At 67.2% G+C, this 11643-nt stretch carries 11 protein-coding genes; 6 read left to right on the top strand and 5 right to left on the bottom strand.

The annotated features are described in order from the left end of the window. Positions 1–8 precede the first annotated feature (8 nt). Both QFZ42_RS05190 and QFZ42_RS05185 read left to right on the top strand, forming a co-directional pair. Positions 9–557, top strand: coding sequence for a pseudouridine synthase (locus tag QFZ42_RS05190; RefSeq protein ID WP_307699934.1), 549 nt, complete (start codon positions 9–11; stop codon positions 555–557). A 43-nt stretch (positions 558–600) separates the two neighbouring features. Beyond that, entirely contained in the window at positions 601–1509 is a 909-nt protein-coding gene (locus QFZ42_RS05185) for a M23 family metallopeptidase (RefSeq protein WP_307699933.1), read from the top strand. A 64-nt stretch (positions 1510–1573) separates the two neighbouring features. Here QFZ42_RS05185 and QFZ42_RS05180 read toward each other — a convergent pair whose 3' ends face one another. Beyond that, entirely contained in the window at positions 1574–2509 is a 936-nt protein-coding gene (locus QFZ42_RS05180; protein WP_307699932.1) for a succinylglutamate desuccinylase/aspartoacylase domain-containing protein, read from the bottom strand. Positions 2510–2654: 145 nt separating this feature from the next. On the opposite strand from QFZ42_RS05180, the gene QFZ42_RS05175 reads away from it, so the two are divergent. Beyond that, complete coding sequence (locus QFZ42_RS05175) at positions 2655–3833, top strand: Fic family protein (protein ID WP_307699931.1); 1179 nt, start codon at positions 2655–2657, stop codon at positions 3831–3833. 36 nt (positions 3834–3869) lie between these two features. Here the strand turns inward: QFZ42_RS05175 and QFZ42_RS05170 are convergent, their stop codons facing one another. After that, positions 3870–5072, bottom strand: coding sequence for an ammonium transporter (locus QFZ42_RS05170; protein ID WP_307699930.1), 1203 nt, complete (start codon positions 5070–5072; stop codon positions 3870–3872). Between the two features lie 177 nt (positions 5073–5249). Then, entirely contained in the window at positions 5250–6143 is an 894-nt protein-coding gene (locus tag QFZ42_RS05165) for a LytTR family DNA-binding domain-containing protein (protein ID WP_307699929.1), read from the bottom strand. Between the two features lie 160 nt (positions 6144–6303). On the opposite strand from QFZ42_RS05165, the gene QFZ42_RS05160 reads away from it, so the two are divergent. Then, complete coding sequence (locus tag QFZ42_RS05160; protein ID WP_307699928.1) at positions 6304–7542, top strand: acyltransferase family protein; 1239 nt, start codon at positions 6304–6306, stop codon at positions 7540–7542. Here the strand turns inward: QFZ42_RS05160 and QFZ42_RS05155 are convergent. Then, positions 7478–7897 carry a PaaI family thioesterase gene (locus tag QFZ42_RS05155; protein WP_307699927.1) on the bottom strand — a complete coding sequence of 140 codons (420 nt, stop codon included), beginning with the start codon at positions 7895–7897 and terminating at the stop codon, positions 7478–7480. The genes QFZ42_RS05160 and QFZ42_RS05155 overlap by 65 nt on opposite strands. A gap of 202 nt (positions 7898–8099) precedes the next feature. Here QFZ42_RS05155 and QFZ42_RS05150 point away from each other — a divergent pair, with 202 nt between their 5' ends. Beyond that, on the top strand, positions 8100–9755 hold the full coding sequence (locus tag QFZ42_RS05150) for a DUF4139 domain-containing protein (protein ID WP_307699926.1): 1656 nt from the start codon (positions 8100–8102) through the stop codon (positions 9753–9755). Positions 9756–9776: 21 nt separating this feature from the next. Here QFZ42_RS05150 and ylqF read toward each other — a convergent pair whose 3' ends face one another. Then, positions 9777–10748: a ribosome biogenesis GTPase YlqF gene (gene ylqF, locus QFZ42_RS05145; RefSeq protein ID WP_307699925.1), complete on the bottom strand. Its 972-nt coding sequence runs from the start codon at positions 10746–10748 to the stop codon at positions 9777–9779. Between the two features lie 208 nt (positions 10749–10956). Between ylqF and QFZ42_RS05140 the strand changes: the two genes are divergently transcribed. Next, positions 10957–11556 carry a cell envelope protein SmpA gene (locus tag QFZ42_RS05140; RefSeq protein WP_307699924.1) on the top strand — a complete coding sequence of 200 codons (600 nt, stop codon included), beginning with the start codon at positions 10957–10959 and terminating at the stop codon, positions 11554–11556. Positions 11557–11643: the final 87 nt, after the last annotated feature.

The following is an 11643-nucleotide window of genomic DNA, read 5'->3' as shown; positions in this document are numbered from 1 at the left end:
CGGGGGTCATGAATTCTCCGAGTTCCTCCCGCCTGATCCGTTTCAACAAGCCCTACGGCGTCCTCAGCCAGTTCACGCCCGAAGGCCGCTGGCGCGGGCTGAAAGACTTCATCGACATTCCCGATGTCTATGTGGCCGGCCGTCTCGATGCCGACAGCGAGGGCCTGCTGCTGCTCACCAACGACGGCCAACTCCAGGCGCGCATCGCCGATCCGCGTTTCAAGATGGAGAAGACCTATTGGGTGCAGGTGGAAGGCGTGCCCACCGAGGCGGCGCTGGCCGCCCTGCGCGGCGGCGTGCAGCTCAACGACGGCCTCACGCGCCCTGCCCGCGCGCGCCTGCTCGACCCACCGCCCGACGTGTGGGAGCGGCAACCGCCCATTCGCGAACGCAAGAGCATTCCCACCGCGTGGCTGGAACTCGCGATCAGCGAAGGCCGCAACCGCCAGGTCCGGCGCATGACTGCCGCCGTGGGGCTGCCCACCCTGCGCCTGATCCGCGCCGCCATCGGACCGCACACGCTCGATGGATTGGCGCCCGGCATATGGCTCGAGTAACGCGGCCACGCGGCAGCACCTGTTTCCTTCGATCTCCCTTTCCATGCACATCCGACCCTCTTCCCCCGGTTTTCTCTCGCCTGCCCTGAATCGCCGTGGCGCACTGCTGGGGGCGCTCGGCCTGCTGGCGCTGCCCGCAACGCGCGTCGCCGCGGCCGCTCCTGCAAAGTCCAAGCAACAACAGCATTCGGACGTCTGGCCACATGCGTCCCAGGTGCCGGGCGGCGTGGCACGGCTGTCGCTCGGCCCGAGCGCCAAGCGCCCCGAAGCCTTTGCAGGCGACGTGCCCTTGCTCGTGCTGGGCGACGCCATCGAGTGGACGGCGCTGGTCGGCATTCCGCTCGCAACCTCGCCCGGCGACGCCAGCATTGCGATGCGGACCGAGAGCGGCACCGAAAAGCAGATCGCCTACACGGTAGGTGCCAAACAGTACCGCGAGCAGCGCCTGACAGTGCCGCCGCGCACTGTGGATCTCTCGCCCGAAGACGAGGCGCGCTACGAGCGCGAACGCGCTCACCTTGCCACCGTGATGGCCACGTTCACCGACCTGCGGCCGAACGCCTCGTTGCAGATGCGCGTCCCCGTGCCCGGCCGCCGCTCCAGCTCGTTCGGCCTGCGCCGTGTGTTCAATGGCCAGTCGCGCAATCCGCACAGCGGCATGGACATCGCAGCCGGTACCGGCACGCCCGTGCTGGCGCCGCTGCCGGGCCGGGTGATCGATACGGGAGACTATTTCTTCAACGGCGGCACCGTGTGGCTCGACCACGGCGGTGGCCTGCTCACGATGTATTGCCACCTGAGCCGGGTCGATGTGAGGGTGGGCGATGTGCTGAAGACGGGCGAGCAGCTCGCGGCAGTGGGCGCCACCGGTCGCGTGACGGGGCCGCATCTGCACTGGTCGGTGATGTTGAACCGGGCGATGGTGGACCCGGCGCTGTTCATTGCGGCTTGAGATGGCCCAGCGTCGGGGACGCATTCACTCCTGAAATCGTCGCCGCCTGATCTGCCGACCGAGCTCAGACCGGCTTCGTCAAATACACCGCCTCGCGCCCCACGATCACGCGCTGCGCGGGCATGAAGATCGTGCAGTCGTCGCACGGCGCGCGAATCTCGTCCGGTCCGTTGGTGGCAATCAGCTCGCCCTTGGCAAAAGTCTCGAAGCCGATCAGCGGGCGCACGAAGGCAAACTCTTCCGACTTGATGACGTGCGTCTGCAGCAGCTCGAAGCGGCGCTGCGGGCCGGGCGGCGGCACGGCCGGGTCCTTGTCGATGAGGCCGAAGTGCGCCAGAAAGTCGAGCGCAATGGCGGTGGCCAACTCGGAGGCGGAACGCAGGAAGTGCTGGCCGCACTCGGCCACCAGCGCCACGCCCTTGCCTTCAGGCAGGCCATGGCGGCCATGCTGGATCAGCGGTGTGCCGGAGCCCAGGCCCTCGGGCATCACCAGATGCACCGACGGACGGCCGATGGCCATCGCCGCTTCGGCATTGCGGTCGTAGGCGGGGTACACCCAGAACGGAATCACCGGCTGGCTGGTGGAGTGAATGTCCAGGATGTGGTCGGCCGCGCTCACCACCGGGCGCAGCACGCGGGCACGGCGCAGCTCGGGGCTGTCTTCGGTGCCGTCGAGCCATTCGGGCGACCAGATGCGGTTGAGGTTGTGCACCAGCTGGCGGCTGTCGAAGGGCAGCGCCTTGTCGAAAGACTCGTACGCTTCCACGTTGGCGAAGCTCACGGTCAGCGTGCCGATCTTCGGGCGCACGTTGGTGTCGAGCAGGTGCGTGGCGGCGGTCATGCCGCAGATTTCGTTGCCGTGCGTGAGCGCATTGATCAGCACGTGCGGGCCGGGCTTGCCGGACTCGAAGCGGTGCACGTAGTCGATGCCGACGTTGCCCTTGCGGTAGGCGGAGAGGTCGCGGGGGAGGACTTCGAGGGCGGGAGGCGGTTGGGTCATTGGCGTTGGCTGTGTTGAGCGAAGCGGTCCGGCGAGTTTGCTACAGGTGACAGTTCCGTGTGTTTGGCGCCTCAAACGACCGCGCTGCGCCGCAAATTCACATTTACGAATCATTTTTTGAGCCGATTCATCTAAAATTCGGCGCATGGCCATCTCCGCCCCGCTCTACACTTGGCAGCAGCCTGATTGGCCGCAACTGCGTTATGACGCGGCCGCCGCGAGCCCCGCGCTGCTGCGCGCGCGCGAGCTCAAGGGAGAAGTGAGCGGCATGGCGCGCGCCATCGGGCTGGAAGGCTTGGTCGAAGCCGAGCAGGAGTTATGGATGCAGGAGGCCGTGGCCACCGCAGCCATCGAAGGCGAACGGCTCGAGCTTGCGGCGGTGCGCTCCTCGGTGATGCGGCGCCTCGGTACCGGCGACACAGGTCCGACCGACAGGCATGTCGATGGTCTGGTCGAAGTCATTCACGACGCCACGACCCATTTCGACCAGCCGCTCGATGCAGACCGGCTGTGCCGCTGGCAGTCGGCGCTCTTTCCCGGCGGCACCACGGGCATCCGGCGCATCGCTGTCGGCCGGTACCGGGACCATGCAGATCCCATGCAGATCGTGAGCGGCCTGCCGGGCAGGGAGGTCGTGCACTACACGGCGCCACCCTCCTCTTCCGTCGCACAGGAGATGGACGCCTTTCTAGCGTGGTTCGCGCAATCACGGCACGCCGGCATGGACGGCATTGCGCGCGCTGCCATTGCTCATCTGTGGTTCGAAACCATCCACCCGTTCGAAGACGGCAACGGCCGCGTCGGCCGGGCGATAGCCGATACGGCGCTGGCACAAGACACGGGTGCATCGACGCGCCTTTTCAGTCTCTCAAGGCAACTGCTTGTCGACCGCAAGGGCTACTACGACGCGCTGGCCGCGGGCCAGTCCGGCGGCATGGACGTGACCGCCTTCGTGCAATGGTTTGCGCAGGCCTTCGGGCACGCATGCATCGCATCGAGCCTTGTGATCCAGTCTTCGCTGGAACGCTCGCGCTTCTGGTCCAGGCATGCGCGGCATGCAATCAACGAGCGGCAGCGGCTGTTGTTGTGCAGGTTGCTCGAGGCTGGCGACGGCGGCTTTCTTGGCGGGCTCAACGTCGAGAAGTACCTGAAGATGGTGCGTGTCTCGAAGGCAACGGCTACGCGCGACCTGTCGGACCTGGTGCGCAACGGCATGCTTCATACGGCGGGCCAAGGAAAGGCCCTGCGCTACTACGTGACCGTGCCCGGATGGACGCACGGTGTTGCGGACGAATCCGGTCTGCAAGGCGAATCCGCCGCCTGAGCTCACTCGCGTCGCGTCGTTGCGGCGCTCCCTTCGCTACCAGTTCACCTCACGCTCCGGCGTCGCCGAAATGTGGTGAATCGACAGGTCGGCCCCGTCGTATTCCTCTTCCTGCGTGAGCCGCAGCCCCATCGTCGCCTTGAGGGTGCCGTACACCGCGGCCCCCGCAAGTGCAGCCCATGCCACGCCAACCAAGGTGCCGATGAGCTGAGCCCACACGTTCACCCCGCCGATGCCGCCCAGCGCCTGCGTGCCGAAGATGCCGGCCGCAATGCCGCCCCAGGTGCCGCACAGGCCGTGCAGCGGCCATACGCCGAGCACGTCGTCGATCTTCCATTTGTTCTGCGTGAGCGTGAACATGACGACGAAGATTGCGCCCGCCACGCCGCCCACCACCAGCGCGCCCAGCGGATGCATCAGGTCGGAGCCGGCACACACCGCCACGAGGCCGGCGAGCGGGCCGTTGTAGACAAAGCCGGGGTCGTTCTTGCCCATGGCCAGCGCCACCAGCGTGCCGCCCACCATGGCCATGAGCGAGTTCACGGCCACGAGGCCCGAGATCTTGTCGATGGTCTGCGCGCTCATCACGTTGAAGCCGAACCAGCCCGCGCACAGGATCCACGCGCCCAGCGCCAGAAAAGGAATGTTCGACGGCGGATGCGCGCTCAGCGAGCCGTCGCCGCGGTAGCGGTTGCGGCGTGCGCCCAGCAGCAGCACGGCCGGCAACGAAAGCCAGCCGCCCACCGCGTGCACCACGACCGAACCGGCAAAGTCATGGAACTCGTGGCCCGTGGCCGAGGCAATCCAGGCCTGGATGCCGAAAGCCTTGTTCCAGGCGATGCCTTCGTAGAGCGGATAAACGAGGCCGACGATGACCGCCGTGGCAATGAGTTGCGGCCAGAACTTGGCGCGCTCCGCAATTCCGCCAGAGATGATGGCCGGAATGGCCGCGGCAAAAGTCAGCAGGAAGAAGAACTTCACCAGCTCGTAGCCGCTCTTGGCCGCGAGTTCGGTGGCGCCCACGAAAAAGTGGATGCCATAGGCCACGCCGTAGCCAACAAGAAAGTACACGATGGTGGAGACCGAGAAGTCGACCAATATCTTGACCAGCGCATTGACCTGGTTCTTCTTGCGCACGGTGCCCAGTTCGAGAAAAGCAAAACCGGCATGCATGGCAAACACCATGATGGCGCCGAGAAGGATGAACAGCGCGTCTGCGCCCTGTTTGAGTGCGTCCATGGGAGCTTCTTGCAGTTTTTGATTTGAATTGGTGCATTGCACCCGAATTGCCCGGGGCAGCGCCGCAAGGAAGCAAAAATGGTGCCTAAAAGCTCTCTAGTGGTGCGTTATCGGTGCCGATGAGCCTTCTCAGTGCGAAAGCCGCACCGGAACAGGACGAAGCCGAGTGTGGCGCGATCAGCCTGCGCCGGCACGCAAGGCTTCGCGGAATCGGCGGCTGCAGGGCACCGTGGTGCCATCGCGCATATGCAGCCGGGCGTCGCCGCTGTCGAGCGGCTCGATCTCCTGGATGCGCCCCAGGTTGATCGCGTGGCTGCGGTGCACGCGGACGAATTGGGCGGGGTCGAGCTGGGCCAGAAAATCGGTGAGCGTGGCGCGCAGCAGGTAGTCGTGGCCGTTGACGTGCAGGCCGACGTAGTTGCCCTCGGCCTGAAGCCAGTCGATGTCGCCGGCCGCTATCAGGAATTCGCGCCGCAGCTTGCGCACCAGAAAGCGTTCAGGACGCGCGGGCGGCGCGGGCGGATGGGTGTCGGGCTCGGCGGGCGCCGCCGCCTCGGGCGCATCGAGCACGCGCGCTTCGCCCTGCAGCCGCAGCATGAAGACGCCGTAGACCCAGATGCCGAACACCATCGACAGGTAGGCGCGCACGTCCTTCAGGTATTCGTAGCCCCAGCGGCCGGTCCAGCCGGCGAAGTCGTAGCGCTCGCCGACCGAGGCATAGACCATGGCACGCAGCGCAAACATGGCCGCCACGTGCACCACGCTGAAGACGACGCTGGCGGCCAGGTGCCACGCCAGATAGCGCAACAACTGGGTGCGGGCCAGCGGCGAGAGCCGGCGCTGGATGGCCACCACGGCCGGCACCAGTGCCAGCAGCACGAGGTGGCTCGACACCTCCCAGGTGACGATTTCCCAGGCGCCGCGGGGCACCGCCCGGTCGCGCGCATCGACCAGCGCCACGGTGGTGTTGAACACCGCCTGCAGCGCCATGAAGACGATCCAGAAGCCCGCCTCCACACGATGGCGGATGGGCTCGTAGCGCTCGTACAGGTTCTTTCGGGAATCTCCCATGCCCAGGATTCTCGCGATCCGTGCGCCCAGCGGGCGAATTTCGTCCCCCAAGGCCGCCGCTCGTCACAAAAAGCCCGCGATCCGTCCCTTGGGCAAGCCACCCGAGGCGGATGGGCGCAACCATCGCGCCTTCTCCCCCTGGGTTTTCGAGGAGCTTTCGATGAATGCACTCCCGCTGCAACCTGACCGCCGGCATGACATCGACGCGCTGCGCGCGCTGGCCTTCCTGCTGGTCATCCTGTACCACGTGGCGATGTACTACGTGGCCGACTGGCCCTGGCACCTCAAGAGCCCGCATGCGGCCGAATGGCTGCAGTGGCCGATGCGGGTGCTCAACCTCTGGCGCATGGACCTGGTGTTTCTGATCTCGGGGGTGTCGCTGGGCTTCCTGAGCCGCAACCAGGGCACCTGGAGCTTGCTGCGCAGCCGCGGCGCCCGGCTGATGCTGCCGCTTGCGTTCGGCATGGCGGTGATCGTGCCCTACCAGGCCTACGCCGAAGGAGTGGCCAACGGGCTGGTCGCCCCGGGCTTCGGCGCCTTCCTGCTGCGCTATCTGTCGATGAGCGATCCATGGCCGAAGCAGGCGTTTGCCGGCGCGGAGTTCGGCATCACCTGGAACCACCTCTGGTACCTGCCCTATCTGTTCGCCTACACCGCGCTGATTGCGCTCACGCTGCCGCTGTGGAGGTCGCCGGGCGGCCAATGGATGCAGCGCCGCTTCAACGGGCTGCGCGGCTGGAAGCTGCTGTGGCTGCCGGCGCTTCCGCTGCTGGTCTGGACGATACTGCTGGCCCGGCACTTTCCGCCCACGCACAACCTCGTCCGCGACTTCTACCTGCACAGCATCTTCTTCACCGTGTTTCTCTACGGCTACTGGATGGGCGTGGACACCGGCGTGTGGCGCGAGCTGGTGCGCTTGCGCCGGATGTCGCTGGCACTGGCGGCAGTGGCAATCGCCACGTTCATCGTGCTGCGGCTCGGCGCGAAGGGGCCGCCATCGGGCGTGGTGACGGACACGCTGCGCGTGCTGTACCTGTGGCTGGCGGTGGCCGCCATCCTCGGTTACGGCCACCGCTATCTGGACCGGCCCTGGCCGTGGCTGCGCTGGGCCAACGAGTCGGTCTACCCGTGGTACGTGCTGCACCAGACGCTGATCATCGCGGGCATTGCGCTGCTGGCGCCGCTCGCACTGGGGCCGGTGCTGGAGCCGGTGCTGCTGGTCGCGCTGACCCTCTTCGGCTGCTGGGCGCTCACCGACGGGCTGATTCGCCGCTTCAATTGGCTGCGGCCGCTGTTCGGGCTGAAGCTCCGGCGCACCGGAGGCAAAGCGGAAGTCACTTCGCCGGCGGCGTCTCTTCCACCGGAACAAGAATGGCGCTCCCGGTCGCCACGAGCTTGAGGTTGCCGTCCTCGCCCTGTCCATAGAGCTCGGCGCTCGCAAACACCTGCTTGCGCCCCGCCTTCACCACCTTGCCGCGCGCAATGAAGGCGCGGCCCAGCGCGGGCGAGAGGCAGTTCACCGAAAAGTGCGATGCCAGCACCCGCCCCGCCACCGTGGCGGCTGCGAAGCCGCAGGCCGTGTCGAGCATCGCGCCGATGAGCCCCGCGTGCAGGAACCCGGCGTACTGGCCCATGTCCTCCTCGCGCCACTCCATGCGCAGTTCGGCTTCTCCGGCGGCGGCCTGGGTTACCTCGAAGCCGGCCCAGCGGTTGAAGGCGGCGGTCTTGTTGATGGCCTGAATGGTTTCGAGCATGGCTGTCTTTCAGAGAAGAAGGATGAAGCGTCGAGAGCGGAAAAGCCACTCTACGAAGCGGCTCCGTTGCGCGCCGTCGCGCCCGTGACCCGCAAGGCCCGCGCAGTTGCGTTGGCGACAGCGCACTTTTTTTCGGCGGCTTTAACCCCGGTCGGCGAGCCCCGCCGTATGAGTGGGGGAACGATCCACTACCGAGGCTCCGATGAAAGCAATCTCTTCCTCTTCCTTTTTTCGCTCAAACCTGCGTGCCACCGTCGTTGCCGCGGCCTGGCTGGTCCTCAACACCGGTGCGCATGCGCAGCCCGTGGTGGCCGCCGGCGGCGCGGATGCATCGCGCATCACCCAAGTCAAGGTCTACCCCGGCAGCGCGACGGTGGAACGCGTGGCGCGGGTGGCGGCCGGCAGCCGATCGGTCACCTTCGCCTGCCTGCCCGCGGGGCTCGACGTGCAGAGCCTGCAGGTGTCGGCGGCCGCTTCGGTGCGCGTGGGCGAAACCTCGGTGCTCAGCGAGGCGCGCGAGCTTTCGGCGCGCTGCGCGACCAGCGGGCTCGACGGCCGCATTCGCGATCTCGAAGACAAGAAGGCCGCACTGCAGGCCGAGAACGAGGCGCTCGGCATGGTGACGGGTTATCTCAAGGGCCTCTCGGGTGGAGGCGGCGAATCGGCCCAAGGCGCGCGCGCGCCGATGGATGCGCGCAACCTTGCCGCCGTGACGGACGCGATGCGCCGCACCGGGCAAGACTCGCTGCTGAAGCAGCACCAGATCCAGCGCAAGCAGACCGACATCGACCGCCAGCTCAACCCGCTGCTGGCCGAACGCAAGCGCTCGCAAGGCGACGGCGCGCAGGTGATGGCCGTGACGGTGACGCTGGCCACCGGCACCGATGCCGACGTGAAGCTCAGCTACCAGGTCAACGGCCCCGGCTGGACGCCCACCTACCGCGCGCTGCTCGACACCGCCACGCGCAAAGTGCGCATCGAGCGCCAGGCGCTGGTGGCGCAAGCCACGGGCGAAGACTGGCGCGGCGTGAAGCTGGTGCTCTCCACCGGTCAGCTGCGCCGCGAAACCACGGGCCGCACACCAAGCGCGTGGCGCATCGGCATCGAGCCGCCGCAGCGCGCGCCGGCGAGCCCGGCCCCGGCCGCGATGATGGCGGCGCCGGCGCCCATGGCATCCGCCGACCGGCGGCGCGCGATGGCCGAGGCTGCAGAGCCGCTTTTCGACGTGGCCGTGTTCGACAACAGCTTTGCCACCGAATTCGCGGTGCCCCAAAACATCGACGTGCCCTCCAACGGCCAGCGCGTGACGCTGGCACTGGGCCAGCACGAAGACACGGCGAAGCTCGCCGCGCGCACCAGTCCGCGCGTGGACGCCAGCGCCTTCCTGGTCGCCGAACTCCCGCAACCCGCAGGCGTATGGCCGGCCGGCGCGCTGCAGCTGTACCGCGACGGCAACTTCGTCGGCAGCGGCCGCTGGAATGCGCCCAGCGATGCGAAGCTCACGCTTTCCTTCGGCCGCGACGAGCTGGTGCGCGTGCAGGCCGAGCCCGAGCAGGACAGCCAGGGCACGGGCGGCTTCGTCGGCTCGCGTGCCGAGCGCAAGGTGCAACGCGCCTATGTGGTGGAGAACCGCCATCGCACACCGATCGCAGTGCAGGTGCTGGAGGCGGCGCCGGTCTCGGTCGACGAGCAGGTGCGCGTGGCCGCGCAGTTCGCGCCGCAGCCCGGCGAACTGGCCTGGAACAAGCAGCCGGGCCTGGCCATGTGGAGCTTCGACCTGGACGCCGGCAAGACCGCGCGCGTGGCGGCCGACTACACCATCAGCTACCCGAAGGACGCTCGCCTGCAGATGCGCTGAACGCGCCCTTCTCTCTTCTCTTCAGTGCGGCTCGGGCGCCTGGCCTTCGGGCGGCTCGGCGCCGGGCTTGCGCTTCTTGCCGCGCGCCGCCTTCTTGGCCGCACGCTCCGCATCGATGCGCTGGCCTTCGGCCAGCCATTGCGCGAACTCTTCGGGCGTCTCGAGCGTGACGCGCCCGAGATTGCCGGCACGAAACTCGTGCATCACGATCTCGGCGGCCTTCTGCAGGTTGACGCGGCCCTTGCCCAGCAGCGCGCCGCGCTTGCGCCCGATGGCGTCGAGCACTTCTTCGTCCTTCATGGCAGCGATGCTCGCCGCGTCGTGCTCCACCAGCTTGAACCGGGTGGCGATTCCCGCCGCGTAGTGCGCCTTCAGGTAGTTGAGCAGCTCCAGTGCCACTTCTTCCTCGTCGAAGGCATTGCGCCCCACAGCACCGCTGGCGGCCAGGTTGTAGCCGCTCTTCGGCACCACGATGCGCGGCCACAGCATGCCGGGCGTGTCCCACAGGTAGAAGTCGTCGGCCAGCGTGATGCGCTGCTCCAGCTTGGTGATGCCGGCTTCGTCGCCGGTCTTGGCCTTGCGGCTGCCGGTCAGCGTGTTGATGAGGGTCGACTTGCCGACGTTGGGAATGCCGCAGATCAGCACGCGCATCGGCTTGGCCATGCCGCCGCGGTTGGGCGAGAGCTCATGGCACGCGCGCACGATGGCCTGTGCGGGCGTGGTCAGGCTCGCGTCGAGCGCAATGGCGCGCGTGGCCGGCAGCGCGTTGTAGTGCGCGAGCCAGAGCGCGGTGCGCGCCGGGTCGGCCAGGTCCTGCTTGTTGAGCACCTTCAGCGAGGGCCGCCCGGCCGTGAGCTCGGCCAGCATCGGGTTGGCGCTGGAGCCGGGCAGCCGCGCGTCGAGCAGCTCGATGACCACGTCGATGTCCTTCACCCGCTCGGTGATGGCCTTCTGGGTCGTGTACATGTGCCCGGGGAACCACTGGATCGCCATCGATGAATGTTCTTTCTTTCGCGCTGTTCGCGAGGGAGTGGGCCCAAAGGCCGGGGGCGCATTGTGGACCGGGAATGCGCACCAGATCACACCGCTACGCTTTCGATAGCTGCACGTGCTCATTTTGCCTGCCTTCGGAGCGCACGGCCCCCTAGAATCCGCGCGCTGCACCCGCAGTCGCATTCAAATAATCACCCGAGGGAAATCCATGCTCAAACGCCTTGCCGCTGCCGCCCTGATGGCGGCCACCGTTGGTTCCGCGACCGTCGTCCACGCCCAGCGTCCCTCGCCTCCGCAGGGCCCGCTGATCACCGGCTATCTGTGCTGCAACATGCGAACCTACGGCAATTCGATCAGCGACATCAACTACGACGAGCAGGGCACGAGCATCGTGGCCGTGGGCACACCGGCCCGCGTCACGGCCTACGACTTCCGCTGGTTCAATCTCGACCTGGCCGGCAAGCCGCAGCGCATCAAGAACGACTACAGCCGCAACATCACGCTGATCGACTTCGCCAAGCGCTATGTGGTGACCGAAGACCCGAAGCAGAAGATGGCGAGCTTTCCGCCCGCGATCCGCGACGCCATCCTTGCCGTGAAGGTGATGCCGGGCATGACGCGCGAGCAGGTGCTGATGGCTGTCGGCTACCCGGTGGCCGGCGAGAACCCCAGCCTCGATGCGCCCACGTGGCGCTACTGGCGCGACAGCTGGTCCGAGTACCAGGTGAACTTCGACGAGAAGGGCTTGGTCAAGACCGTGCTCGGCGACCCGGTGGCGCTCAGCCGCGTGCTGGCACCGACACCTTAGTTCGCCTTGGCGCGACACGCGCAATCCCTTAGAGGTTTTGCATCGCGGGGGGCTGTTCCGCCCCTATCATTTGACTGAATGCGGCGC

Origin of the sequence: Variovorax paradoxus, from assembly GCF_030815855.1 — a bacterium.
Taxonomy (GTDB): Bacteria; Pseudomonadota; Gammaproteobacteria; order Burkholderiales; family Burkholderiaceae_C; genus Variovorax; species Variovorax paradoxus_M.
The sequence above is the reverse complement of the archived record's forward strand: the minus strand, read 5'-3'. Positions and strand labels throughout refer to the sequence as shown.

What these genes read in the sequence shown, in the direction of transcription:
- QFZ42_RS05180 (WP_307699932.1), bottom strand. Translation starts at nt 2,509, where the DNA reads ATGACCCAACCGCCTCCCGCCCTCGAAGTCCTCCCCCGCGACCTCTCC.
- QFZ42_RS05175 (WP_307699931.1), top strand. Translation starts at nt 2,655, where the DNA reads ATGGCCATCTCCGCCCCGCTCTACACTTGGCAGCAGCCTGATTGGCCG.
- QFZ42_RS05140 (WP_307699924.1), top strand. Translation starts at nt 10,957, where the DNA reads ATGCTCAAACGCCTTGCCGCTGCCGCCCTGATGGCGGCCACCGTTGGT.
- QFZ42_RS05170 (WP_307699930.1), bottom strand. Translation starts at nt 5,072, where the DNA reads ATGGACGCACTCAAACAGGGCGCAGACGCGCTGTTCATCCTTCTCGGC.
- QFZ42_RS05185 (WP_307699933.1), top strand. Translation starts at nt 601, where the DNA reads ATGCACATCCGACCCTCTTCCCCCGGTTTTCTCTCGCCTGCCCTGAAT.
- QFZ42_RS05155 (WP_307699927.1), bottom strand. Translation starts at nt 7,897, where the DNA reads ATGCTCGAAACCATTCAGGCCATCAACAAGACCGCCGCCTTCAACCGC.
- QFZ42_RS05190 (WP_307699934.1), top strand. Translation starts at nt 9, where the DNA reads ATGAATTCTCCGAGTTCCTCCCGCCTGATCCGTTTCAACAAGCCCTAC.
- QFZ42_RS05165 (WP_307699929.1), bottom strand. Translation starts at nt 6,143, where the DNA reads ATGGGAGATTCCCGAAAGAACCTGTACGAGCGCTACGAGCCCATCCGC.
- QFZ42_RS05160 (WP_307699928.1), top strand. Translation starts at nt 6,304, where the DNA reads ATGAATGCACTCCCGCTGCAACCTGACCGCCGGCATGACATCGACGCG.
- ylqF (WP_307699925.1), bottom strand. Translation starts at nt 10,748, where the DNA reads ATGGCGATCCAGTGGTTCCCCGGGCACATGTACACGACCCAGAAGGCC.
- QFZ42_RS05150 (WP_307699926.1), top strand. Translation starts at nt 8,100, where the DNA reads ATGAAAGCAATCTCTTCCTCTTCCTTTTTTCGCTCAAACCTGCGTGCC.